The sequence below is a fragment of the Pseudomonas sp. NBRC 111138 genome (assembly GCF_001320835.1).
Taxonomy (GTDB): Bacteria; Pseudomonadota; Gammaproteobacteria; order Pseudomonadales; family Pseudomonadaceae; genus Aquipseudomonas; species Aquipseudomonas paracarnis.
Map to the genome: position 1 here is coordinate 1 of NZ_BCBO01000135.1, position 22,681 is coordinate 22,681.

The 22,681-nt window shown below is 61.1% G+C and carries 25 protein-coding genes; 7 read left to right on the plus strand and 18 right to left on the minus strand.

Annotation, left to right across the window (positions count from 1 at the left end; translation table 11 throughout):
• The 5 genes from APH41_RS23250 to APH41_RS23270 form a co-directional block, all read left to right on the plus strand.
• Positions 1 to 1,239 (plus strand): DNA polymerase III subunit gamma/tau C-terminal domain-containing protein (locus tag APH41_RS23250; RefSeq protein ID WP_305728903.1); only part of this gene is annotated, 1,239 nt, incomplete at its 5' end.
• A 43-nt stretch (positions 1,240 to 1,282) separates the two neighbouring features.
• Positions 1,283 to 1,621, plus strand: a complete 339-nt coding sequence (locus tag APH41_RS23255; RefSeq protein WP_003193199.1) for a YbaB/EbfC family nucleoid-associated protein — start codon at positions 1,283 to 1,285, stop codon at positions 1,619 to 1,621.
• A gap of 140 nt (positions 1,622 to 1,761) precedes the next feature.
• The gene (locus APH41_RS23260; protein ID WP_003193196.1) at positions 1,762 to 2,796 is read left to right on the plus strand and encodes an NADP-dependent oxidoreductase; all 1,035 of its coding nucleotides are present in this window, start codon (positions 1,762 to 1,764) and stop codon (positions 2,794 to 2,796) included.
• 66 nt (positions 2,797 to 2,862) lie between these two features.
• A complete protein-coding gene (gene recR / locus APH41_RS23265; RefSeq protein WP_014719453.1) occupies positions 2,863 to 3,465 on the plus strand; it encodes a recombination mediator RecR in 603 nt (200 codons plus the stop codon).
• A gap of 218 nt (positions 3,466 to 3,683) precedes the next feature.
• Positions 3,684 to 4,832 (plus strand): acyl-CoA dehydrogenase family protein, encoded by a 1,149-nt coding sequence (locus APH41_RS23270; RefSeq protein ID WP_054921740.1) that lies wholly within the window; start codon positions 3,684 to 3,686, stop codon positions 4,830 to 4,832.
• A 108-nt stretch (positions 4,833 to 4,940) separates the two neighbouring features.
• Here APH41_RS23270 and APH41_RS23275 read toward each other — a convergent pair whose 3' ends face one another.
• Both APH41_RS23275 and fnr read right to left on the minus strand, forming a co-directional pair.
• Positions 4,941 to 5,489 (minus strand): adenine phosphoribosyltransferase, encoded by a 549-nt coding sequence (locus APH41_RS23275; RefSeq protein WP_034128393.1) that lies wholly within the window; start codon positions 5,487 to 5,489, stop codon positions 4,941 to 4,943.
• A 76-nt stretch (positions 5,490 to 5,565) separates the two neighbouring features.
• Positions 5,566 to 6,300 carry a fumarate/nitrate reduction transcriptional regulator Fnr gene (gene fnr, locus APH41_RS23280; protein ID WP_005790290.1) on the minus strand — a complete coding sequence of 245 codons (735 nt, stop codon included), beginning with the start codon at positions 6,298 to 6,300 and terminating at the stop codon, positions 5,566 to 5,568.
• Between the two features lie 152 nt (positions 6,301 to 6,452).
• On the opposite strand from fnr, the gene APH41_RS23285 reads away from it, so the two are divergent.
• Positions 6,453 to 6,920: a FlxA-like family protein gene (locus tag APH41_RS23285; protein WP_080757733.1), complete on the plus strand. Its 468-nt coding sequence runs from the start codon at positions 6,453 to 6,455 to the stop codon at positions 6,918 to 6,920.
• On the opposite strand, the gene hemN is transcribed toward APH41_RS23285, so the two are convergent.
• The 15 genes from hemN to ccoN (APH41_RS23355) form a co-directional block, all read right to left on the minus strand.
• Positions 6,921 to 8,303, minus strand: a complete 1,383-nt coding sequence (gene hemN / locus APH41_RS23290; protein WP_054921742.1) for an oxygen-independent coproporphyrinogen III oxidase — start codon at positions 8,301 to 8,303, stop codon at positions 6,921 to 6,923.
• A gap of 103 nt (positions 8,304 to 8,406) precedes the next feature.
• A complete protein-coding gene (locus tag APH41_RS23295; protein ID WP_034128395.1) occupies positions 8,407 to 9,090 on the minus strand; it encodes a sulfite exporter TauE/SafE family protein in 684 nt (227 codons plus the stop codon).
• Positions 9,083 to 9,295: a cbb3-type cytochrome oxidase assembly protein CcoS gene (gene ccoS, locus APH41_RS23300; RefSeq protein ID WP_054898601.1), complete on the minus strand. Its 213-nt coding sequence runs from the start codon at positions 9,293 to 9,295 to the stop codon at positions 9,083 to 9,085. Before ccoS ends, APH41_RS23295 begins: the two co-directional genes overlap by 8 nt.
• Positions 9,296 to 9,317: 22 nt before the next feature.
• Positions 9,318 to 11,768 (minus strand): heavy metal translocating P-type ATPase, encoded by a 2,451-nt coding sequence (locus APH41_RS23305; RefSeq protein WP_054921743.1) that lies wholly within the window; start codon positions 11,766 to 11,768, stop codon positions 9,318 to 9,320.
• A gap of 125 nt (positions 11,769 to 11,893) precedes the next feature.
• Positions 11,894 to 12,433 (minus strand): FixH family protein, encoded by a 540-nt coding sequence (locus APH41_RS23310; RefSeq protein WP_054921745.1) that lies wholly within the window; start codon positions 12,431 to 12,433, stop codon positions 11,894 to 11,896.
• A 14-nt stretch (positions 12,434 to 12,447) separates the two neighbouring features.
• Positions 12,448 to 13,851: a cytochrome c oxidase accessory protein CcoG gene (ccoG, locus tag APH41_RS23315; RefSeq protein ID WP_034128398.1), complete on the minus strand. Its 1,404-nt coding sequence runs from the start codon at positions 13,849 to 13,851 to the stop codon at positions 12,448 to 12,450.
• Positions 13,852 to 14,247: 396 nt separating this feature from the next.
• Positions 14,248 to 14,403, minus strand: coding sequence for a hypothetical protein (locus APH41_RS28915; RefSeq protein ID WP_156359085.1), 156 nt, complete (start codon positions 14,401 to 14,403; stop codon positions 14,248 to 14,250).
• A gap of 115 nt (positions 14,404 to 14,518) precedes the next feature.
• Positions 14,519 to 15,496, minus strand: coding sequence for a cytochrome-c oxidase, cbb3-type subunit III (ccoP, locus tag APH41_RS23320; protein WP_014719444.1), 978 nt, complete (start codon positions 15,494 to 15,496; stop codon positions 14,519 to 14,521).
• Positions 15,493 to 15,678, minus strand: a complete 186-nt coding sequence (locus APH41_RS23325) for a CcoQ/FixQ family Cbb3-type cytochrome c oxidase assembly chaperone (protein WP_003193169.1) — start codon at positions 15,676 to 15,678, stop codon at positions 15,493 to 15,495. Before APH41_RS23325 ends, ccoP (APH41_RS23320) begins: the two co-directional genes overlap by 4 nt.
• Positions 15,679 to 15,683: 5 nt before the next feature.
• Entirely contained in the window at positions 15,684 to 16,292 is a 609-nt protein-coding gene (ccoO, locus tag APH41_RS23330; protein WP_003193167.1) for a cytochrome-c oxidase, cbb3-type subunit II, read from the minus strand.
• Positions 16,292 to 17,734, minus strand: a complete 1,443-nt coding sequence (gene ccoN, locus APH41_RS23335; protein WP_014719443.1) for a cytochrome-c oxidase, cbb3-type subunit I — start codon at positions 17,732 to 17,734, stop codon at positions 16,292 to 16,294. Before ccoN (APH41_RS23335) ends, ccoO (APH41_RS23330) begins: the two co-directional genes overlap by 1 nt.
• Before the next feature lie 417 nt (positions 17,735 to 18,151).
• A complete protein-coding gene (gene ccoP / locus APH41_RS23340; RefSeq protein WP_054897851.1) occupies positions 18,152 to 19,099 on the minus strand; it encodes a cytochrome-c oxidase, cbb3-type subunit III in 948 nt (315 codons plus the stop codon).
• Entirely contained in the window at positions 19,096 to 19,296 is a 201-nt protein-coding gene (locus APH41_RS23345) for a cbb3-type cytochrome c oxidase subunit 3 (protein WP_003193161.1), read from the minus strand. Before APH41_RS23345 ends, ccoP (APH41_RS23340) begins: the two co-directional genes overlap by 4 nt.
• 3 nt (positions 19,297 to 19,299) lie before the next feature.
• Entirely contained in the window at positions 19,300 to 19,908 is a 609-nt protein-coding gene (gene ccoO / locus APH41_RS23350; RefSeq protein ID WP_003193159.1) for a cytochrome-c oxidase, cbb3-type subunit II, read from the minus strand.
• A 10-nt stretch (positions 19,909 to 19,918) separates the two neighbouring features.
• Entirely contained in the window at positions 19,919 to 21,343 is a 1,425-nt protein-coding gene (gene ccoN, locus APH41_RS23355; protein WP_034128402.1) for a cytochrome-c oxidase, cbb3-type subunit I, read from the minus strand.
• Positions 21,344 to 21,422: 79 nt separating this feature from the next.
• Here ccoN (APH41_RS23355) and APH41_RS23360 point away from each other — a divergent pair, with 79 nt between their 5' ends.
• Positions 21,423 to 22,109, plus strand: coding sequence for an alpha/beta family hydrolase (locus APH41_RS23360; protein WP_054921747.1), 687 nt, complete (start codon positions 21,423 to 21,425; stop codon positions 22,107 to 22,109).
• 42 nt (positions 22,110 to 22,151) lie between these two features.
• On the opposite strand, the gene APH41_RS23365 is transcribed toward APH41_RS23360, so the two are convergent.
• Positions 22,152 to 22,598 carry a hypothetical protein gene (locus APH41_RS23365; RefSeq protein WP_054921750.1) on the minus strand — a complete coding sequence of 149 codons (447 nt, stop codon included), beginning with the start codon at positions 22,596 to 22,598 and terminating at the stop codon, positions 22,152 to 22,154.
• Positions 22,599 to 22,681: the final 83 nt, after the last annotated feature.

Below are 22,681 nucleotides of genomic sequence, written 5' to 3' on the forward strand. Positions count from 1 at the left end.
GGCGTGCTTTCGGAAATCCTCAACGTATTGCATCGCGTCGCCATCGCCCAGGCCCTGCCGGAAGGCGTGGACAACGGCCATGGCGACCGAGATCGCGTATTGGCCCTGGCCCAGGCCTTGCCGGCCGAAGACGTACAGTTCTACTACCAGATGGGCCTCATCGGTCGCCGCGACCTGCCCCTGGCACCCGACCCTCGGGGTGGCTTTGAAATGGTGCTGCTGCGCATGCTGGCATTCCGGCCGGCAGATTCGGCAGACGCACCGAGACAGCCGCTAAAGCCAGTGGGGATCAGCCAGGCCACAGTTGATTCCGCCAAACCAGTGGCTGGCGCGGCCGTTGTCGCGCCAGTAGTTACTGCGCCTGCGGTTGCTGTGCCTGAGCCGGTTGCGCCGGCACCTGAGCCCGAACCTGCGCCGGTTGCCGTCGCACCGGTGGTCGAGCCCGAGCCGGTCATCGAGCCCGAGCCCGTGGTCGACTTGCCTTGGAATGACCCGGTCGAAGCGCAAGTAGAGCCCGAGCAACAGCCCGCCGTGGAGCCCGTGCTGGAAACCACCGGCGAGCAACCCGAGCTGACGCCGATGCCTGCGCCGACTCCGGACAGCGTGGTGCCGGATGCCCCTGAGTGGGTATCGGCCCCCGTTCCTGAACCGACGGTCGCCCAGGTCGACGCGGCCACTCCCGGCATTGACCTGGACGACGAACCGCCGCTGGACGAAGACTACATCGAGCCGGACATGGATTCGGCCTACAGCTACCTGGACGATTTGGCCAGTGAGCACACCGCGGAACCTGCGCCCGAGCCCGAGGCAGAACCTGCCGCGGCCCCGGCTACCGGCCTGGCCCTGCAATGGCTGGAATTGTTTCCGAAATTGCCGATCTCCGGCATGACCGGCAGTATCGCCGCCAACTGCACCCTGATTTCCATCGAAGGCGACCACTGGCTGCTGCACCTGGACCCGGCCCATAGCGCCTTGTTCAACGCCACCCAGCAGCGCCGGCTCAACGACGCGCTCAACCAGTACCATGGGCGCACGCTGACCATCGCCATCGAGCTGATCAAGCCCGAGCAGGAAACCCCGGCCCAGGCAGCGACCCGTCGGCGCCTTAACCGCCAGCGCGAGGCCGAGGACTCGATCCACGCAGATCCGCTTATCCAACAAATGATGCAACAGTTCGGTGCGGTCGTCCGCCACGATACTATTGAACCTGTCGAAGCCCCGGTGCCCCAAGCGTCATGACACCGGGCTACTCATTGATCCACGTACTTTTGAGGTGATTCCCATGATGAAAGGTGGCATGGCCGGCCTGATGAAGCAGGCGCAGCAGATGCAGGAAAAAATGGCCAAGATGCAGGAAGAGCTGGCCAACGCCGAAGTCACCGGTAAAGCCGGTGGCGATATGGTCAGCGTGGTGATGACCGGTCGTCACGACATCAAGCGTGTCAGCATCGACCCAAGCGTATTGCCGGGCGTGGGTGAAGATGACCTGGAAATGCTCGAAGCGCTGTTCGCCGCAGCCGTCAACGACGCTGTGCGCAAGATCGAAGCCAACAGCCAGGACAAAATGTCCGGCGTGACCGCTGGCATGCAACTGCCACCGGGGATGAAACTGCCGTTCTGATACACGCTTTAGCTAGACTCAAATGCCAGGCATCGCGCCTGGCATTTTTTTTGGCCGGTCGAAACATCGAACCCCAGGCCTTCACCGATGGTCTGCACCCTATACCGTTGAAACCACTCACCGATAAAGGAGCCCCGCTGATGCCTCAAGAAATGACGCTCAACCAACGCATCGTTCTGGTCTCACGCCCTCAAGGCGCACCCACGCCGGAAAACTTTCGCCTGGAACGTGTGAGCCTGCCGGACCTGGCAGACGGTCAGGTGTTGCTCAAGACCCTGTACCTGTCCCTGGACCCTTACATGCGTGGACGCATGAGTGACGCGCCGTCCTACGCCGCGCCCGTGGAAATCGGCGAGGTGATGACCGGTGGGGCTGTCAGCCGTGTCGAGCAATCGCGCAACCCGAAATTCGAAGTGGGCGACCTGGTGGTCGGCGCCACCGGCTGGCAAAGCCACTGCATTTGCGAAGGCCATAACCTGATCCCGCTGCCCAAGGGGTTGCCGAGTCCGTCCATGGCCTTGGGCGTACTGGGTATGCCGGGCATGACGGCCTACATGGGCTTGATGGATATCGGCCAGCCCAAGGCCGGGGAAACCCTGGTGGTGGCGGCTGCGTCTGGCGCGGTGGGGTCGGTGGTGGGCCAAGTGGCCAAGCTCAAGGGCTTGCGCGTGGTGGGCATTGCCGGTGGCGCAGACAAGTGCCGCTACGTGGTGGATGAGTTGGGCTTTGACGCCTGTATCGACCACAAGAGCGAAGATTTCGCCCATGAGCTGGCCCTGGCCTGTTTCAAAGGCGTGGACATTTATTTCGAAAACGTCGGCGGTAAAGTCTTCGATGCCGTGCTGCCTTTGCTCAACCCCAAAGCGCGCGTGCCGCTGTGCGGGTTGATTGCCGGCTATAACGCCCATGAAGCGCCCAGCGGCCCTGACCGTTTGCCGGCCCTGCAACGCACCTTGCTGACCAAGCGGGTGCGCATCCAGGGCTTTATCGTGTTCGATGACTACGGCGACCGCCAACCGGAGTTCCTCAGTGCCATGGCGCCTTGGGTGCGCGAGGGCAAGATCAAGTTCCGCGAGGACGTGGTCGACGGCCTGGAGCAGGCGCCCGAAGCCTTTATCGGCCTGCTCGAAGGGCGCAACTTCGGCAAGTTGGTGGTGCGCGTCGCGCAGGATTGAGTATTTGACGCTAATCCGGGGCGCGGGTATAAACCGCGTCTCGTTGTTTTGTCGGACCCTTCGCCCATGAGCTTCAGCCCCCTGATTCGCCAACTGATCGACGCCTTGCGCACCTTGCCCGGCGTTGGCCAGAAAACTGCCCAGCGCATGGCGCTGCAACTGCTGGAGCGTGACCGCAGCGGCGGCACCCGCCTGGCCCAGGCCCTGAGCCAGGCCATGGAGGGCGTGGGCCACTGCCGCCAGTGCCGCACCCTCACCGAAGAAGAACTCTGCCCGCAATGCGCCGACCCACGTCGCGACGACACGTTGCTGTGCGTGGTGGAAGGGCCGATGGATGTGTACGCCGTGGAGCAAACCGGTTACCGCGGGCGTTACTTTGTGCTCAAGGGCCACCTGTCGCCGCTCGACGGTTTGGGGCCGGAAGCCATCGGTATTCCACAACTGGTGGCGCGAATCGAAGAGCAGGGAACCTTTACCGAAGTGATCCTGGCAACCAACCCGACGGTGGAAGGTGAAGCCACCGCGCACTACATCGCCCAGTTGCTGACCAATAAAGGTTTGATTACTTCACGGATCGCCCATGGCGTACCGTTGGGGGGCGAGCTGGAATTGGTGGACGGCGGCACCCTGGCGCACTCGTTCGCAGGCCGCAAACCCATCGCCCTCTAAAAGCCACTGCAATCTGGAGCTTCCTAACCCTGTAGGAGCGAGCTTGCTCGCGAAAAACTAATAGGCGCCGCGTTCACTCAGGAAGCACGCGTTATCGTTGACGTTTTTCGCGAGCAAGCTCGCTCCTACAGGATTAGCGCAGACACAGTCCCTGTGTATGACTTGATAACCAAGCAAGCGCTTGGTAAGTTCGCTCCATCTCGCCATGGAGCTTGCCGATGTCTGCCTATCAGGAATACTTCGATCCCAGCCACCAATTGGTCCGCGACAGCGTGCGCCGCTTCGTCGAGCGCGAGATGCTGCCGGGCATCGAGCACTGGGAGGAAGCTGAGAGCTTTCCCCGTGAGCTTTACCTCAAGGCCGGTGCGGCGGGCATTCTGGGCATCGGCTACCCCGAGGCGCTGGGTGGCAGCCACGAAGGCGATCTGTTCGCCAAGGTCGCCGCCAGCGAAGAGCTGATGCGCTGCGGCTCCGGCGGCGTGGTGGCAGGGCTCGGCTCCCTGGATATCGGCCTGCCGCCCATCGTCAAATGGGCCCGGCCCGACGTGCGTGAGCGCATAGCGCCTCTGGTGCTCGCCGGCGAGAAGATCATCGCCCTGGCGGTCACCGAGCCCAGCGGCGGCTCGGATGTAGCCAACCTGCAAACCCGCGCCGTACGTGAAGGCGAGCATTACCGCGTGAGCGGTGCCAAGACCTTTATCACCAGCGGCATTCGCGCTGATTTCTACACCGTGGCCGTGCGCACGGGTGGGCCGGGCTTTGGTGGCATCAGCCTGCTGCTGATTGAAAAAGACACGCCCGGTTTTACCGTCGGCCAGCCACTGAAGAAGATGGGCTGGTGGGCGTCGGACACCGCCGAGTTATTCTTCGATGACTGCCGCGTGCCTGTGGGCAATCTCGTCGGTGTCGAGAACATGGGCTTTGCCTGCATCATGGGCAACTTCCAGAGCGAGCGCCTGGCCTTGGCCCTCATGGCCAACATGACCGCGCAACTGGCCTTGGAGGAAAGCCTCCAGTGGGCCGCCCAGCGCGAAGCATTCGGCAAACCCATCGGCAAATTCCAGGTGCTCAAGCATCGCCTGGCGGAAATGGCTACCGCCGTGGAGGTTTCCCGCGAGTTCACCTATCGCCAGGCCGCGAAGATGGCCGCCGGCAAGAGCGTAATCAAAGAGATTTCCATGGCCAAGAATCTGGCCACCGATACCGCTGATCGGGTGACGTATGACGCGGTGCAGATATTGGGCGGGCAGGGATATATGCGTGGCAGTCTGGTGGAGCGGCTGTATCGCGATAACCGGATTTTGTCGATTGGTGGCGGGACGCGCGAAGTGATGAATGAAATCATCAGTAAGCAGATGGGGTTGTAAGCCGGGGTGTTCTTTCGGCCTCATCGCGGGCAAGCCCGGCTCCCACAGGAGAATGCATTCCAAGGTGGGAGCCGGGCTTGCCCGCGATGGCGTCAGTACTGACGACGCTTATCTCTCAGTCAGCCCGAACTGCGTCAGGCAATACGTCGGAATCCCCATGTCTGCCAAGCGCTGCGAGCCACCCAGCTCCGGCAAATCAATAATCGCCGCGGCTTCAAAGATCTTTGCCCCCATGCGCCGCACCAGGTTCGCCGCCGCAATCAGGGTGCCGCCGGTGGCGATCAGGTCATCGAACATCAGCACGGAGTCGCCTTCGCACAGGCTGTCGGCGTGCACTTCCAGGAACGCTTCGCCGTACTCGGTCTGGTAACCCTCAGCCAGCACGTCCGCCGGCAGCTTGCCTTGCTTGCGGAACAGGATGAGCGGCTTGTTGAGTTGGTAGGCGATGATCGAGCCGATCAGGAAGCCACGGGCATCCATTGCACCGATATGGGTGAAATCGGCTTCGACATAGCGTTGGGCAAAGCTGTCGGCCACCAGGCGCAGGGCGCGGGGCGATTGAAACAGCGGCGTGATGTCACGAAAGATCACACCCGGCTTGGGGAAGTCGATAACGGGGCGAATCAGGGATTTGATGTCGAACGAATCAAAAGTCATCGTCGAGGAGTCCAGAGCGGAAAACGGACTCGAAGTATACCTGCGGCCTCGCCGATTGGCGCGGCCGCAGCCTGGATCAGACCTCCAGCGAACCGCCAGCCAATGCACACAGCTGGATCGGGTCGAGGATATGCACTTCTTTACCCTCGGCGGCAATCAACTGGTTCTGCTGGAAACGGGTAAACACGCGGGACACGGTCTCCACTGCCAGGCCCAGGTAATTACCGATCTCATTGCGCGACATGCTCAGGCGGAACTGGTTGGCCGAGAACCCACGGGCGCGAAAGCGCGCCGACAGGTTGACCAGGAACGTGGCGATGCGCTCGTCGGCGGTTTTCTTCGACAGCAGCAGCATCATTTGCTGGTCGTCACGAATCTCGCGGCTCATCACGCGCATCAATTGGCGGCGCAATTGCGGCAGTTGCAGGGCCAGTTCATCCAGGCGCTCGAAAGGAATTTCGCACACCGACGTGGTTTCCAGGGCCTGGGCCGACACCGGATGAATCTCGGTGTCCATCCCCGACAGCCCGACCAACTCGCTTGGCAGGTGGAAACCGGTGATTTGCTCTTCGCCGCCGTCGCTGAGGCTGAAGGTCTTCAACGCGCCCGAGCGTACTGCATAGACGGAATCAAACTTGTCGCCCTGGCGAAACAGAAACTCGCCTTTTTTCAGTGGGCGGCCGCGTTTGACGATGTCGTCCAGCGCATCCATGTCTTCCAGATTCAACGAAAGTGGCAGGCAGAGGGGGGCCAGGCTGCAATCCTTGCAATGGGCCTGGCTGTGAGCGCGCAGTTTGACTGGCTCGGACATTTCTTAAATCCTTGTGGGAAAACACACATAAGACGTAAGGGTAACGCACTGGGGGGCAGCGAGGCCAGCGTGTACAGAAAACCTGCACAGGTATAAAGATTTGTTGCTTGAGGTCGATACAGAGAGCACATCTCTTAGACGGAGCTCGGATCATGTCTGTTATAGCGGCCTACAACCCGGCTATTCGCATCCCTGTTGTGCCTGACGCGAAGCCGGTTACTGCGCTCAAGGACGAAGGTCCCACCCTTGAAAAATCTTCTGAAACCAAGGTCGTGGAAGGTGTGACAGTGACTATTTCCGCTGCGGCATTCAAAGCTGCAGGCGTGGAGCAGCGCAGCAATGCGGACATCGATGACAGTGGCCTGGAAGACAACGTCAAACAGGTATTGAAAATGATCCGCCAACTGAAGCAACAGATCGCCGAAAAACAGGCCGAACTGGCGGCGGTGGCCGCGGACAGTAATCTTTCCCCTGAAGAGGCGCGTGCCAAGGCCAGCGCGCTGCAGACCGAGATCGGTTCGCTGCAGGCTGGCCTGATGTCGGCTCAGACGTCGCTGGCCAAGGCGATGAAAGGCATGAGTGCCGAGGATTCGATGAAAGCTGCCTCCCTGGCGATGTAATCAAATCACCCGCGAAAACCGTTGCCTGTTCTGGTGCTCCAGGTAGGCATCGAACACCATGCACACCGAGCGCACCAACAAGCGCCCGGCCGGCAGCACGCGAATGCCCTGGGCGTCCAGTTCGATCAAGCCATCATCGGCCATTGTCTGCAATTGCGGCCATAACTCGGCAAAATAGTCGCGAAAATCGATGTTGTACGCCTGTTCGATTCCCTCGAATGCCAGGCTGAAATTGCAGATCAACTGCTGGATCACGTCCCGTCGCAACCGGTCGTCCGTAGTGCAGACCAGGCCGCGGCTCGTCGCCAGTTGCGCGCCCGCCAAGGCATTCTGGTACTGGTTCAGGTCACTGCTGTTCTGGCAATACAGGTCGCCGATCTGGCTGATCGCCGACACCCCCAGCCCAATCAGGTCGCAGTGCCCGTGGGTGGTGTAACCCTGGAAGTTGCGCTGCAGCTTGCCTTCTTCCTGGGCCACCGCCAGTTCGTCGTCCGGCAGCGCAAAGTGGTCCATGCCTATGTAGCGGTAACCGGCCTGGGTCAGTTGTTCGATGGTGGTTTGCAGCATCAGCAGTTTTTCTGCCGGCGAGGGCAGGTCGTCGGTGTTGATCCGCCGCTGGGGCATGAAGCGTTCCGGCAGGTGCGCGTAGTTGAATACCGACAGGCGGTCAGGCTGCAAGCGGATAACTTCCTCCACGGTGCGCGCAAAGTTCAACGGCGACTGCTTGGGCAGGCCGTAGATCAGGTCGATATTAATCGAGCGAAATTGCAAGGTGCGCGCTGCATCGATCACGGCGCGGGTTTCCTCCAGGCTTTGCAGGCGGTTGACCGCCCGTTGCACCTCGGGGTCGAGGTCTTGCAGGCCGATGCTCACGCGGTTGAAGCCCAGTTCGCGTAGCAGGCCCATGGTGGCCCAGTCGGCTTCGCGCGGGTCGATTTCGATGCCGTAGTCGCCCGAGTCATCATCCAGCAAATTGAAATGCTGGCGCAGGCGTGTCATCACCTGGCGCAGTTCATCGTGGCTGAGAAACGTTGGCGTACCGCCGCCGAAATGCAGTTGCTCAACGGGTTGCTGCGGGTCGAGGTGGCAGGCCACCAATTGGATCTCCTGCTCCAGGCGCTGCAGGTAGGCCTGGGCGCGCCCCCGGTCCTTGGTGATCACCTTGTTGCAGGCGCAGTAGTAGCAAATGTTGGCGCAGAAGGGTACATGCACGTACAGCGACAGTGGCCGCACTGCCTTTCGGCTGTCACGCAGGGCGTGGAGCAGGTCGAAGGTGCCGACCTGGCTGTCAAATTGTACGGCGGTGGGGTAGGACGTGTAGCGCGGCCCCGCCAAGTCGTAGCGGTGAATCAGATCTGTGTCCCAACGAATGGCGTCGAGCATGCGGGCGGTCCCCCGGATTGGCTAGTGGGCCGAGTCTAGGGGCAGGGCAGGCAAGGCATGTTGATTTGCATCAACGGGGAGCGGCGCTATGCCACAGGGCCTGTTAATGCCCCATTAGCCAGTGCTGATGGGGGCCGGGCAAGGTCCAGAGGCCGAAGATCATCACCAGCACCCCGCCGGCCACCCGCACGCTGCGCTTGCGCAACAACGCCGTCACCCGTTCGGCGGCCAGCCCGGTGGCCAGCAGCACCGGCCAGGTGCCCAGCCCGAACGCCAGCATCAGCAAGGCGCTGTCCAGTGCATTGCCTTGGCTCGCCGCCCATAGCAGGGTGCTGTAGACGAGCCCGCACGGCAACCAGCCCCACAGCGCACCCAGCAACAAGGCGCGGGGCAGGCTGGACACCGGCAGCAAACGGTTGGCCACTGGCTGCAGATGCCGCCACAGGCCGCGCCCCAGGCTTTCGATACGGGTGAGGCCGCTCCACCAGCCGGCCAGGTACAGGCCCATGCAGACCAACAGCAGGCCGGCGAGCACACGCATGAACATCGCTGCCGGGCTGTTGGCCACCGCCCAGCCGGCCAGGCCGATCAATAAACCGGCGGTGGCATAGCTGAGGATGCGCCCCAGGTTGTACGCCAGCAGCAGGCGAAAACGGCGGCTGCGTTGTTCCTTGGGAATCGCCAGGGTCAGCGCGCCCATCAACCCACCGCACATGCCCAGGCAGTGGCCACCACCGAGCAGGCCGAGGATCAGCGCCGAGACCAGCAAGGGCATCAGCTCAAGCATGAGGGGGCTCTTTGGGCGGTTGCTCGGGGTTGTTGGCTTCATCGATGGCGGCCAGGTGGTTCGGGTCCTGGTCATCGAACAGCACGCTGTGGGCCGGGCCATCGAGGTCTTCGTACTGGCCGCTGTCCACGGCCCAGAAGAAGATGTAGATGGCCACGCCCACTAACAGCAGTGCTGCCGGAATCATCACATAGAGAGCTGGCATCTGTACTCCATGCCCACGCGGCTCAGGCCGGCAGCGGGCGGGTTGCTGGGGCGGTACCCGGGGCTTGCGCGCTCGGCAGGCGAGTCAGGCGCAACGCGTTGAGTACCACGGTCAACGAACTGATGGACATGCCGATGGCCGCCCAGATCGGAGTGATCCAACCCAGGGCGGCGAACGGCAGCATAAGGCCATTGTACAACCCGGCCCACAACAGGTTCTCGATGATCACTCGGCGGGTGCGCCGCGCGAGGCTGAAGGCCTGCACCAGCGCATCCAGGCGGTTGGACAACAGCACCGCATCGGCGCTGGTTTTCGCCAGGTCGGTGGCCGAGCCCATCGCCACACTGATATCGGCAGCAGCCAACACCGGCACATCATTGACCCCATCGCCCAGCATCAGCACTTTGCGACCTTCCTTGTGCAGGTTTTGCAGTACCTGCAACTTGTCGTCAGGGCGCAGGCTGCCGTGGGCCTCGTCGATACCCAGCTCAGAGGCGACACTGGCCACCATCGGCGAACTGTCGCCGGAGAGCAACAGCGTGCGCCAGCCCCGCGCCTTGCATGCGGCGAGCAAGGCGGGGGCGTCGCTGCGCAGACGGTCGTCGAGTACGAACCAGGCCAGCGCCCCGCTGCGGTCGCCCAGCAGCAGCCATTGCCCGGCTTCGTCCGGCGAGGCGGGAATCGCGCAGCCACTGAGTTCACAGACAAAACCCGGCTGGCCGATGCGCAACAGACGTTCTCCCACACGACCCTCCAGGCCCAGGCCTTGCGTGCTCAGCACTTCATCGGCGGCCAGCGGCGCACGGCCGAAGGCACGGGCAATCGGGTGTTCGGAACGGTTCTCCAGGGCGGCGGCAAGGCCCAGGCATTGGTCGCTGTCCAATGCGCCCAGGGACCGGATGGCGCGCAATGCCAGGCGCCCTTCGGTGAGGGTGCCGGTCTTGTCGAAAATCACCGTGTCGATCTGGTTCAGGCCCTCCAGCACATGGCCGCGGGTCAGCAGCAACCCGAGACTGTGCAAGGTGCCGGTGGCGGCGGTAAGGGCCGTCGGCGTGGCCAGCGACAGGGCGCACGGACAAGTCGCCACCAGCATCGCCAGCACAATCCAGAACGCCCGGGTGGGGTCCAGCTCCCACCACAGCAGGCCGATCAGTGCGGCGGCGATCAGCGAGCACAACAAGAACCACTGCGCAGCGCGGTCGGCGATCTGCGCCAGGCGCGGCTTCTCGGCCTGGGCGCGCTCCAGCAGGCGCACGATGGCGGACAGGCGCGTGTCATGCCCCAGGGCGCGTACTTGGACGGTCAGCGCGCCTTCGACATTCAGCGTGCCGGCCGTGACGCTCTCACCCGTGCGCCGAGGTTGCGGCAGGTACTCGCCGGTCAGCAGGGATTCATCAATGCTGGATTGGCCGTCGAGAATCACCCCATCCGCCGGCAGCACCGCACCGGGATGCACCAGCACACGATCACCCAGTGCCAACTCGCTGAGCAGGATGCGTTCGCTCTGGCCATTGTCCTTGAGGCGCAGGCAGGAGGCGGGCAACAGGTTGACCAGTTGGGCGGTGGCTGCGGCAGTACGCTCCCGGGCGCGGCGCTCAAGGTAGCGTCCGGCCAGCAGGAACAGGGCAAACATGCCCACGGCATCGAAATACAACTCGCCTACGCCAGTGATCGCCGTCCAGATGCCGGCCAGGTACGCGCCGCCAATCGCCAGGGACACCGACACGTCCATGGTCAGGTGGCGCGTGCGCAGGTCACGCAGGGCGCCTTTGAAGAAGGGTGCGCAGCTGTAGAACACGATGGGCGTGGTCAGAAACATCGCAACCCAGCGCAGGATGACGTGCAGTTCCGGGCTCAGGTCGATATTGAATTCCGGCCAAGTGGCCATGGTTGCCATCATGGCCTGGAACCACAGCAAGCCGGCGACCCCCAGTTGTCGCAGGGCCAGGCGATTCTCGCTGGCCAATTGTTCGGCGGCGCGGTCGGCCTGGTAAGGGTGGGCGGCGTAACCGATATGGCGCAGCTCGCTGAGCAGTTGGCTCAACGGCAATTGCCCATCGGCCCAGCGCACGTGCAGGCGGTGGTTGGACAGGTTCAATCGCGCTTCGGCCACCGCAGGCAGGCTGCGCAGGTGTTTCTCGATCAACCAGCCGCAGGCGGCGCAACTGATGCCTTCCATCAGCAAGGTGGTTTCGGCCAGGTCGCCTTGATGGCGGACAAAGGGTTTTTGCACATCGGCGCGATCGTACAGCGCCAGCTCGTCCACCAATTGCACGGGCAGCGCCTCGGGGTTGGCCGAGGCTTCGCTGCGGTGTTGGTAATAGCTTTCCAGCCCGCCGTCCACTATCGCCTCGGCCACGGCCTGGCAGCCCGGGCAGCAGAGTTCACGGCGTTCGCCGAGGATCTGGGCGGTGAACCGGCTTCCGGAGGGGACGGGTAGGGCGCAGTGGTAGCAGGGGGTGGGTTGGGTCATTGCTCAGTTCCGTAGATCGTTCCCACGCTTTGCGCGGGAATGTTGCCCGTGACGCTCTGCGTCACAAAGCAGACGCAGAGCGTCCAGCAAGGCGTTACCACGCAGAGCGTGGGAACGATCATCGTCTACTTCTTCAGGTCCTCGGCGCCCTGCAACGGTTCGTCACCCAGCAGCAAGTCCTTGTCGTGGCTGACCTCTTCTTCTTCGAACAGGCGCCAGGTGTTGCCGCCCTCCACGCCAAGCAGTTCCACGAAACGGCGACCTTCGACCTTGTCGGTGACCTGGCCGATGTAGCGGCCGGGCTCGCTGTCGCTGCGGGTGAGGTTGATCTTGCGATCCTTCTCTGGCTGGGTCGGGGAGATCAGGTTCAGCTCCAGGGTATTTGGATTGCTGTAGCCAGTCAGTTGCAGCTCGACCTCGCCGGTCAGTTCGTCCAGGTGCAGCTTGCCGCGCAGTTGCAGGGTCTGGGCCAGGCGTTCGCGGTCCAGGGAACGGTTGATGCCTTTGCCGGCCTCGTAGTAGTTGTCGTTGACCAGATTGTCCGGGTTGTTCACTGCGATGGTCATCATGGACAAGGTCAGGGTCACCGAGCAGGCCAGAATCGCGATGATGATCCAGGGCCAGAGGTGCTTGTACCAAGGGCTGGCGGCAGTAGTTGCGGGCATGCGTATGTTCCCTGTTAACGGACTTGTGGGCCGATGAATCGGCTCTTGGCTTCAATATGGACGCTGGTGTCATCGGCGTCTTCGAGGATGAAGGTCACCTCGTTGGTGCTCGACGGCAACTGCTCGGGCGCACTCGACAACTCCACCGGCATGCTGACGATATCGCCGGCGGCCACTTTGATTTCGCGCCGGCCTTGCAGCTTGAGGTCCGGCAGGCCAGCGGCGTCGAGCACGTAGGTGTGGTCGCGCTGGTCTTTGTTCATGATCTTCAGGCTGTAGACGTTTTCGATGCGTCCTTCGGCGTTCTCGCGATACAGCACGCGGTCTTTGCTGACGTCGAAACCCACCAGCGAGCGCATGAAGAAGGCGGCCACCAACAGGCTGATCATCGCCAGCAATACCAGGGCGTAACCGATCAGGCGCGGGCGCAGCTTATGGGTTTTCTGCCCCGAAAGGTTGTGTTCGGTGGTGTAGCTGATCAGGCCGCGTGGGTACTCCATCTTGTCCATGATGTTATCGCAGGCATCGATACAGGCGGCGCAGCCGATGCATTCGATTTGCAGCCCGTCGCGGATATCGATACCGGTAGGACACACCTGCACGCACATCGTGCAGTCGATGCAGTCGCCCAGGCCCTGGGCCTTGTAGTCGGTACCCTTTTTACGTGGGCCACGCACTTCGCCACGGCGGGGGTCATAGGACACGATCAAGGTGTCCTTGTCGAACATCACGCTCTGGAAGCGCGCATAGGGGCACATGTAGATGCACACCTGCTCACGCAGCCAGCCGGCGTTGCCGTAGGTGGCAAGAGTGAAGAAACCCACCCAGAAATACGACCAGCCATCGGCCTGGCCCGTGAAGAAATCGAATACCAGTTCGCGAATCGGTGAGAAGTAGCCGACGAAGGTGATGCCGGTGGCAAAGCCGATCAGCAGCCACAGGCTGTGCTTGCTGAACTTGCGCAGGAATTTGTTGGCGCTCATGGGCGCCTTGTCGAGCTTGATGCGTTGGTTGCGGTCGCCTTCGGTGACCTTTTCGCACCACATGAAGATCCATGTCCACACGCTTTGTGGGCAGGTATAGCCGCACCACACGCGCCCGGCGTATACGGTGATAAAGAACAGGCCAAATGCCGCGACAATGAGAATGCCCGACAGCAGGATGAAATCCTGGGGCCAGAACGTTGCGCCGAAAATAAAGAATTTACGCTCCGGCAGGTTCCACCACACCGCCTGGTGACCGCCCCAGTTCAGCCACACCGTGCCGAAGTACAACAGGAACAGAGCGGCACCGCCGACCATGCGCAAGTTGCGGAACAAGCCAGTGAAGGCGCGGGTGTAGATCTTCTCTCTCGAAGCGTAGAGGTCGACGGTCTTGGCAGGCGGGGTAACGTCATGTACCGGTATCTGGTCGCTCATCATTGCATCCCACGGCGGTGGAGATTTGCCTCGGCCAGTACGTGCCAGCCGGGGTCAAATTAAGGGTGTTGCAGTGGCCTAATGATACGCCCCCGATGGTGCGCAAAGGGTGCGACCTTTGGTCGCGTTGGGGGAAATCAATTGATGGTGTACGTGACCTGGATCAATTGACTTGGCAAGTATGGACGGTTTTTGTCGCTGTGGTGGTCGGGCAGGTCCGAAAGGCGTTCACTTGAGAGACCCGGTTTTTTTGAACAAAGTAGTCCAGATGTGGGAGCGGGCTTGCTCGCGAATGCGATGTCTCCAGTAATGAAAATCGTAGCCGGTACTCCGTATTAGCGAGCAAGCCCCCCATTTGAATCCCGGCGTTTTTAGAACTGTGGCCGTTTAAATGACTCAATCATCGAACTGTGCCCTCTTAATAATGGTTGTGCGCCCAGGGAGAAAGTCGATGTTGTCTTCAGGCATCTGCAACATTTCGCTGATGTCTGTGGCAACCGCTTCGATTTCTTCTGGATTATTTTTGTTGGGTGTGGAGTTGTCTTCGTTCATGCATCAGCCCGATTGTAAGCGTCAGCGCTCAAACTTAATGCCTGCTGTGTTTCAGAGCAATAAACAAAAAGCCCCGCCAGCATTCGCTGCGCGGGGCTCCATTGTTTCAGAGCTCTTACTGCTCCTCAGCCTTCTTATCCCCATGCGACAAGCTATACACATACGCCGCAAGCAAATGCACCTTGTCATTGCCCTGCAACTGCTCCTGCGCGGGCATCTGGCCCTGGCGGCCATAACGGATGGTCTGCTGCAGTTGCGCAAAGCTTGAACCGTAGATGAACGCCCCCGGATGCGTCAGGTCCGGCGCGCCCATGGCGGGGGTGCCTTTACCGGCCGGGCCGTGGCAGGCCACGCAGTTGGCGGCGAAGAGTTTCTCACCGTTGGCCACATCGGCCTTGGCACCTTCCGGCAGTTTGCGACCATCGAGTTGGGTCACCACAAAGCCTGCTACGTCAGCCACGCCTTGCTCGCCGATGACTTCGGCCCAGCCTGGCATCACCGCGTGGCGGCCCTTCATGATGGTTTCCTTGATGGTGTTGGGTTCGCCACCCCAGCGCCAGTCGGCGTCGGTCAGGTTGGGAAAGCCGTAGGCGCCCTTGGCGTCGGAGCCGTGGCACACCGAGCAGTTGGAGGCAAACAGCCGACCGCCCATCTTCAAGGCTTGCGGGTCCTTGGCGACTTCTTCAATGGGCATCGATGCGAACTTGGCGAAGATCGGCCCGAACTTGGCCTCCGACCTGGCCATTTCCTTTTCCCATTCGTGCACGCCGGTCCAGCCGGTCTGGCCGTTGGCGAACGGGGTTTGCTTGTCGTTGTCGAGGTAGTTGTAGCCTGGCAGCAGACCCTTCCAGTTGCCCAGACCAGGGTAGAGCACCAGGTAACCAAGGGCGAAGACGATGGTGCCGACAAACAGCATGAACCACCACTTGGGCAGCGGGTTGTCGTACTCCTCGATGCCGTCAAACGAGTGGCCGACGGTCTCGTCCGTCTGTTCGGTGCGCTGGCCCTTGCGGGTCGACAGCAGCAGCCAGGTCAGGGCGAAGATGGTACCCAGACTGAGGACTGTGACGTACAGACTCCAGAACGTAGTCATTCTTTGTTACTCCTAGAAGCTTGCTCGACGTGCTTGATGGCTTCGGGATCATCTGCAAAGGGCAGCATGGTCGCGTCGTCAAACTCCGACTTGCGCCGTGGGCTGAACACCCACAACGCCAGGCCGATAAAGGCCACCATCACCACAACGGTGCCCAGGCCACGAATCATCCCGATATCCATGTAGGTCACCGTTTGCTTTTGATGATGGTGCCAAGGCCTTGCAGGTAGGCCACCAATGCGTCCATTTCGGTCTTGCCCTTCACGGCTGCGGCTGCGCCGGCGATGTCTTCGTCGGTGTAGGGCACCCCCAGGGTGCGCAAGACTTCCATCTTCTTCGCGGTGTCCTTGCCGTCGAGCTTGTTTTCCACGAGGAACGGGTACGCCGGCATTTTCGACTCAGGCACCACGTTGCGCGGGTTGTACAGGTGCGCACGCTGCCAGTCATCGGAGTAACGCCCACCCACACGGGCCAGGTCCGGGCCGGTGCGCTTGGAACCCCACAGGAACGGGTGGTCCCACACGCTTTCACCGGCGACCGAGTAGTGGCCGTAGCGTTCGGTTTCGGCGCGGAACGGGCGGATCATCTGCGAGTGGCAGCCCACGCAACCGTTGGCGATGTAGACGTCACGGCCTTCCAGTTCAAGGGCGGTGCGCGGCTTCATGCCTTCGACCGGCTTGTTGGTCACGTCCTGGAAAAACAGCGGGACAATTTGGGTCAGGCCGCCGATGCTCACGGCGATGACCATGAAGAAGGCCAGCAGGCCGATGTTCTTCTCGACTACTTCATGCTTCATCAGTGAGCTCCCACAACGGCGATCTTGGCGGCGGCTTCGGCTTCTACAGGGTCGCTGGCACGCACGGTGCGCCAGACGTTGTAGGCCATCAACAGCATGCCGCTGGCAAAGAACGCACCGCCCAGGGCACGTACGATAAAGCCCGGGTGGCTGGCTTGCAGCGCTTCGACGAAGGAGTAGGTGAGGGTGCCGTCATCGTTGATCGCACGCCACATCAGGCCCTGGGTGATGCCGTTGACCCACATCGAGGCTATGTAGAGCACGGTGCCGATAGTGGCCAGCCAGAAGTGTGCGTTGATCAGCCCGACGCTGTGCATCTGCACGCGGCCGAACAGTTTGGGGATCATGTGGTACAGCGCGCCGATGGAGATCATCGCCACCCAGCCCAGCGCCCCGGCGTGTACATGGCCGATGGTCCAGTCGGTGTAGTGGGACAGCGAGTTGACGGTCTTGATCGCCATCATCGGACCTTCAAAGGTCGACATGCCGTAGAACGCCAGGGACACCACCAGAAACCGCAGGATCGGGTCGGTGCGCAGCTTATGCCAGGCGCCCGAGAGGGTCATCATGCCGTTGATCATGCCGCCCCAGCTTGGCGCCAGCAGGATGATCGACATCGCCATGCCCAGGGACTGTGCCCAATCCGGCAAAGCGGTGTAGTGCAAGTGGTGAGGGCCGGCCCAGATGTACAGGGTGATCAGCGCCCAGAAGTGCACGATGGACAGGCGATAAGAGTAGATCGGACGCTCGGCCTGCTTGGGCACGAAGTAGTACATCATCCCCAGGAAACCGGTGGTGAGGAAGAAGCCTACGGCGTTGTGGCCGTACCACCACTGGATCATCGCGTCCGTTGCGCCGGAATAGGCCGAATAGGACTTGAACAGGTTCACCGGCAGGGAGGCGTGGTTGACGATGTGCAGCATCGCCGTGACCACGATAAAGGCCCCGTAGAACCAGTTGCCCACGTAGATGTGCTTGGTCTTGCGCTTGACGATGGTGCCGAAGAACACCAGGCCGTAGGTCACCCACACGATGGCAAGCAAAATGGCGATCGGCCATTCCAGCTCGGCGTATTCCTTGGTAGTGGTGTAGCCCAGGGGCAGGCTGATGATGGCGCCGACGATGACCGCCTGCCAGCCCCAGAAGGTGAAGGCGGCCAGACCATCGGAAATCAGTCGCGTCTGGCAGGTGCGCTGCACGACATAGTAGGAGGTGGCAAACAGTGCACATCCGCCGAAGGCGAAGATCACCAGGTTGGTGTGCAGTGGGCGCAGGCGGCCGAAAGTCGTCCAGGGCAGGTCGAAATTCAATTGCGGCCAAACCAGTTGCGAGGCGATGAACACCCCGAGCCCCATGCCAAGGATCCCCCAGACCACCGTCATGATGGCGAACTGGCGGACTACCTTATAGTTATAAGCAGTCGGACTGATTGCTGTGCTCATTCTAAGGTTCCACGGTTTAGGTTTTTTTATAGGTAAAATCGGCCGCAAGTATGTAGAAACCGAGGGGCCATTGCAACGCAATGGCTGACCTGTATCAATGCGTTCCACGCCAGATTCTGCGCCCTTTCCATGTTTGGTGTAAGGATAAAGACCGAAATAGAAAGCTGATCAAGTGGACAGGAATTTTAGAGGGCGCAACGGATACCGTCGCCTACGCCAGAATTGCTCCACTGTGGGAACAAGCGTAGACCCGAATAGGAGGAGGGGAAAGTTGGGTTTGGAAGGGGTGCGACACTTGGTCGCGACTTATGCCTGTGGCGAGGGAGCTTGCTCCCGTTGGGCTGCGTAGCGGCCCCAAAATCGTGGGAGCGCTTCGCACTCCAGCGGGAGCAAGCTCCCTCGCCACAGGTAGAGCTTTTACTGCGGTTGGCTGTCTGGCGTTGCGCCTTCAGCGTTATGGGACAGGCTGTACACGTAAGCCGCCAGCAAGTGCACCTTGTCATTGCCTTGCAGCACGTCCTGAGCCGGCATCTGGCCCTGGCGACCATGGCGGATGGTCTGCTGCAACTGCGCCAGGCTGGTGCCGTAGATAAAGCCCGCAGGCTCGGTCAGGTTGGGCGCACCCATGGCTTCCACGCCGTGACCTTGCGGACCATGACACGCCACGCAAGTGGTGCTGAAGGCGGCTTGCCCGGCGGCCAGGTCGGCGGTGTTGTCGGCGGGCAACGGCAGCTTGGCCAGGTCGTGACGCACGTAGGCGGCGACGTTCTTCACCCCGTCCTCGCCCAGCACTTCACCCCAGGCCGGCATCGCCGCGTGGCGACCGTTCAGGATGGTGGCCTTGATGGCCTCGGCCGAACCGCCCCAGCGCCAGTTGTTGTCGGCCAGGTTGGGGAAGCCATAGGCGCCCTTGGCGTCCGAGCCGTGGCACACCGCACAGTTGGAGGCAAACAGGCGACCGCCCATCTTCAAAGCTTGCGGGTCCTTGGCGACTTCTTCCACCGGCATGGCCGCGAACTTGGCGAAGATCGGCCCGAACCTGGCGTCGGCCTTGGCCATTTCCTTGTCCCATTCCTTGGTCTGGGTCCAGCCGTCTTCATAGCCCGGCAGTACGCCTTTCCAGTTGCCCAGGCCCGGGTAGAGGATCAGGTAGCCGACGGCAAACACCAGGGTGCCGGCGAACAACATGAACCACCACTGGGGCAGCGGGTTGTCGTATTCCTCGATACCGTCGAAGGCGTGGCCCATGGTCTGGTCGACGCTGCCCTTGGTCTCGCCCTTGCGGGTGCCGACCAACAGCCAGGTCAGGCCGATCAGGCTGCCCAGGGTCAATACGCAGATCCATGTACTCCAGAACGTAGTCATGGCCGAGTGCTCCTTGTGGCTGGCTCTGCTTGAGCGTCGGGTGGGGAAGGTTCATCGGCAAACGGCAGCAGGCGCGCCTGCTCGAATTCCGCGTTGCGGCGGTTGTTGAACACCCACAGCGACAGGCCGATAAAGGCGATGGCGACCACCAGCGTGCCAAGGCCGCGGATGGTGCCCGCATCGAATTCAAATCCCATGGCTCACCTCTTGCTCTTGATGGCAGTGCCGAGCACTTGCAGGTAGGAAACCAGCGCGTCCATCTCGGTCTTGCCCTTGAGGCTGGCGACTGCGCCATTGATGTCGTCGTCGGTGTACGGCACGCCGAGGGTGCGCATCACTTTCAACTTGGTCTCGGTGTGGCTGCTGTCGACGGCGGCGGTGACCAGCCAGGGGTAGGCCGGCATTTTCGACTCCGGCACCACGTTGCGCGGGTTGTACAAGTGCGCGCGGTGCCAGTCGTCCGAGTAGCGCGCGCCGACGCGGGCCAGGTCCGGCCCGGTACGCTTGGAGCCCCACAAGAACGGGTGGTCCCACACGCTTTCGCCAGCCACCGAGTAGTGGCCGTAGCGCTCGGTCTCGGCGCGGAACGGGCGGATCATCTGCGAGTGGCACTGCACGCAGCCTTCGCGGATGTAGATGTCGCGGCCTTCCAGTTGCAGCGCGGTGTAGGGCTTCATGCCTTCGACCGGTTTGTTGGTCACGTCCTGGAAGAACAGCGGGACGATCTGCGTCAGGCCACCGATGCTCACGGCGAGCACCATCAGCAGCATCAACAGGCCGACGTTCTTTTCAATCGTTTCGTGTTTCATCATCGACTCCTCAGGCCATCTGCGCGGCAGCGGTGACTTCGGCAGGTTGCGCCGAACGCACGGTGCGCCATGTGTTGTAAGCCATCAGGAACATGCCGCTGAGGAAGATCGCACCGCCCACCAGACGCACGATGAAGCCTGGGTGGCTGGCCACCAGGGTCTCGACGAAGGAGTAGGTGAGGGTGCCGTCTTCGTTGACCGCACGCCACATCAGGCCCTGGGCGATGCCGTTGACCCACATCGAGGCGATGTAGAGCACGGTGCCGATGGTGGCCAGCCAGAAGTGCGCGTTGATCAGACCGAGGCTGTACATCTGCTCGCGACCGAAGACTTTCGGGATCATGTGGTACAGCGCGCCGATGGAGATCATCGCCACCCAGCCCAGCGCCCCGGCGTGTACGTGGCCGATGGTCCAGTCGGTGTAGTGGGAGAGGGCGTTGACGGTCTTGATCGCCATCATCGGGCCTTCGAAGGTCGACATGCCGTAGAAGGCCAGGGAGACGACGAGGAAGCGCAGGATCGGGTCGCTGCGCAACTTATGCCAGGCACCCGAGAGGGTCATCATGCCGTTGATCATGCCGCCCCAGCTTGGCGCCAGCAGCACCAGTGACATCACCATGCCCAGGGACTGTGCCCAGTCCGGCAAGGCGGTGTAGTGCAAGTGGTGCGGGCCTGCCCAGATGTATAGGGTGATCAGCGCCCAGAAGTGCACGATCGACAAGCGATAGGAATACACCGGGCGCTCGGCCTGTTTGGGCACGAAGTAGTACATCATCCCCAGAAAGCCCGCAGTCAGGAAAAAGCCTACCGCGTTGTGCCCATACCACCACTGCACCATGGCATCCGTCGCACCGCCGTACAGCGAGTAGGACTTGGTCAGGCTGACCGGGATTTCCAGGTTATTGACGATATGCAAGATGGCCACGGTGATGATGAACGCGCCGAAGAACCAGTTACCCACATAGATGTGCTTGGTCTTGCGTTTCATGATCGTGCCGAAGAACACGATGGCGTAGGCGACCCAGACAATGGTGATCAAGATGTCGATCGGCCATTCCAGCTCGGCGTATTCCTTGGAGCTGGTGTAGCCCAGTGGCAGGCTGATGGCGGCCAGCAGGATCACAAGCTGCCAGCCCCAGAAGCAGAACGCGGCGACTTTCGGGGCGAACAGCTGCGTCTGGCAGGTGCGTTGCACCGAGTAAAAAGAGCTGGCGAACAGCGCACAGCCACCGAACGCGAAGATCACCGCGTTGGTGTGCAAAGGGCGCAGGCGGCCGAAGCTGGTCCAAGGCAAATCGAAGTTGAGCGCAGGCCAAACCAATTGGGCGGCGAGAAAAACCCCGAGCCCCATGCCGACGATGCCCCACACCACCGTCATAATGGCGAATTGGCGGACCACCTTGTAGTTATAGGCGGTACTTAAAGTAGTGTTCATGGTTCCCCATCCACGGTTCAACCCAAGCAAGTGCGGCACTTGGGCTGGAGTTATAGGCAGACTAAAAAGCGAGGCAAGCATGGGCAAAGAGCACAAGGCCAGTATTGACGGGGATCAATGGGCGCAGTGTGTACGGGAACATGGCTGGTTGTGGGATGTCGCCACGGGCAAGCGTTCGGGCGAGCCGGTCACGCTGATTCTGGCCCATGGCGCCGGTGCACCGATGGACTCGGCGTTCATGAACGACATGGCTGCACGCCTTGCCGGGCATGGTGTGAACGTGTTGCGCTTCGAGTTCCCGTACATGGCCCAGCGCCGCTTGGACGGGGGCAAACGCCCGCCGAATCCGGCGCCGAAACTGCTGGAGGCGTGGCGTGAGGTGTATGACCAGGTGCGACGTCATGTCGCTGGGAAACTGGCGATTGGCGGCAAGTCCATGGGCGGGCGCATGGCCAGTTTGTTGGCCGATGAGCTGGGCGCAGATGGGTTGGTGTGCCTGGGCTATCCGTTTTATGCGGTGGGCAAGCCGCAAAAGCCTCGGGTGGAGCATCTGGCTGCGCTTGCGACGCCGACGCTGATAGTGCAGGGCGAGCGTGATGCCTTGGGCAATCGAGCGGCGGTGGAGGGGTATGCGTTATCGCCGAGCATTGAGGTGATGTGGCTGGTGGCGGGGGATCATGATTTGAAGCCGTTGAAGGCGTCGGGGTTCAGTCATGAGCAGCATTTGGAGGCGGCGGCCATCAAAGCGTCAGGTTTTCTCGCCTGACGCTTTGTGAGGAGGTTGGGTGTTGCAAAGGTGATGAGTTTTTTAAAGGTATTCTTTTTGAATATAGTACATTTCGAAATCACCTGTAACATTCATGTGGGCCGACTGTTCTCTAAAGGTTGCTTTGAAAGAACCTGTTGCTCTTTCGGTAAACGTATTGATGCTAATCGTTACTTCGGCCTCCTCAGCTCTGTAAGTTTGAGTTTCATGACCTGGAGAGTCGGTGGAGTGGTAAGCTCCAAATTCACTTGTGAGGTTATAGGTTTTAGTTATATCCCCTTCTTCATAAGGGATCTTGAAATGATAACCCAGCAGGTTCCTATACTTGTAAGATCCTATTAATCCTTCGATAGCCCATTGCGTTTTATCTTTGTTGTGGTAAAAATACACTTTTTGCGCAGATGTACTTTCGTTGCATTTAATCCACGTAAACGTATTTTTAGACGTGGAGTTTTCTTGGTTTTCCAAGGAGTAGAGGTCGGTCGACATTATAACGCTCCTTTATATCGGGGTGGGTTTAAGTTTGTCAGGGGGTTGAGGTCTCACTGTACGAACATCCGTGAAAATGATGT

What these genes read in the sequence shown, in the direction of transcription:
- APH41_RS23270 (WP_054921740.1), top strand. Translation starts at nt 3,684, where the DNA reads ATGTCTGCCTATCAGGAATACTTCGATCCCAGCCACCAATTGGTCCGC.
- APH41_RS23360 (WP_054921747.1), top strand. Translation starts at nt 21,423, where the DNA reads ATGGGCAAAGAGCACAAGGCCAGTATTGACGGGGATCAATGGGCGCAG.
- ccoP (WP_014719444.1), bottom strand. Translation starts at nt 15,496, where the DNA reads ATGACTACGTTCTGGAGTCTGTACGTCACAGTCCTCAGTCTGGGTACC.
- ccoP (WP_054897851.1), bottom strand. Translation starts at nt 19,099, where the DNA reads ATGACTACGTTCTGGAGTACATGGATCTGCGTATTGACCCTGGGCAGC.
- APH41_RS23260 (WP_003193196.1), top strand. Translation starts at nt 1,762, where the DNA reads ATGCCTCAAGAAATGACGCTCAACCAACGCATCGTTCTGGTCTCACGC.
- ccoO (WP_003193167.1), bottom strand. Translation starts at nt 16,292, where the DNA reads ATGAAGCATGAAGTAGTCGAGAAGAACATCGGCCTGCTGGCCTTCTTC.
- APH41_RS23310 (WP_054921745.1), bottom strand. Translation starts at nt 12,433, where the DNA reads ATGCCCGCAACTACTGCCGCCAGCCCTTGGTACAAGCACCTCTGGCCC.
- APH41_RS23325 (WP_003193169.1), bottom strand. Translation starts at nt 15,678, where the DNA reads ATGGATATCGGGATGATTCGTGGCCTGGGCACCGTTGTGGTGATGGTG.
- APH41_RS23295 (WP_034128395.1), bottom strand. Translation starts at nt 9,090, where the DNA reads ATGCTTGAGCTGATGCCCTTGCTGGTCTCGGCGCTGATCCTCGGCCTG.
- ccoN (WP_034128402.1), bottom strand. Translation starts at nt 21,343, where the DNA reads ATGAACACTACTTTAAGTACCGCCTATAACTACAAGGTGGTCCGCCAA.
- APH41_RS23285 (WP_080757733.1), top strand. Translation starts at nt 6,453, where the DNA reads ATGTCTGTTATAGCGGCCTACAACCCGGCTATTCGCATCCCTGTTGTG.
- fnr (WP_005790290.1), bottom strand. Translation starts at nt 6,300, where the DNA reads ATGTCCGAGCCAGTCAAACTGCGCGCTCACAGCCAGGCCCATTGCAAG.
- ccoG (WP_034128398.1), bottom strand. Translation starts at nt 13,851, where the DNA reads ATGAGCGACCAGATACCGGTACATGACGTTACCCCGCCTGCCAAGACC.
- APH41_RS23365 (WP_054921750.1), bottom strand. Translation starts at nt 22,598, where the DNA reads ATGTCGACCGACCTCTACTCCTTGGAAAACCAAGAAAACTCCACGTCT.
- APH41_RS23275 (WP_034128393.1), bottom strand. Translation starts at nt 5,489, where the DNA reads ATGACTTTTGATTCGTTCGACATCAAATCCCTGATTCGCCCCGTTATC.
- APH41_RS28915 (WP_156359085.1), bottom strand. Translation starts at nt 14,403, where the DNA reads ATGAACGAAGACAACTCCACACCCAACAAAAATAATCCAGAAGAAATC.
- recR (WP_014719453.1), top strand. Translation starts at nt 2,863, where the DNA reads ATGAGCTTCAGCCCCCTGATTCGCCAACTGATCGACGCCTTGCGCACC.
- APH41_RS23305 (WP_054921743.1), bottom strand. Translation starts at nt 11,768, where the DNA reads ATGACCCAACCCACCCCCTGCTACCACTGCGCCCTACCCGTCCCCTCC.
- ccoO (WP_003193159.1), bottom strand. Translation starts at nt 19,908, where the DNA reads ATGAAACACGAAACGATTGAAAAGAACGTCGGCCTGTTGATGCTGCTG.
- ccoN (WP_014719443.1), bottom strand. Translation starts at nt 17,734, where the DNA reads ATGAGCACAGCAATCAGTCCGACTGCTTATAACTATAAGGTAGTCCGC.
- ccoS (WP_054898601.1), bottom strand. Translation starts at nt 9,295, where the DNA reads ATGCCAGCTCTCTATGTGATGATTCCGGCAGCACTGCTGTTAGTGGGC.
- APH41_RS23255 (WP_003193199.1), top strand. Translation starts at nt 1,283, where the DNA reads ATGATGAAAGGTGGCATGGCCGGCCTGATGAAGCAGGCGCAGCAGATG.
- APH41_RS23345 (WP_003193161.1), bottom strand. Translation starts at nt 19,296, where the DNA reads ATGGGATTTGAATTCGATGCGGGCACCATCCGCGGCCTTGGCACGCTG.
- hemN (WP_054921742.1), bottom strand. Translation starts at nt 8,303, where the DNA reads ATGCTCGACGCCATTCGTTGGGACACAGATCTGATTCACCGCTACGAC.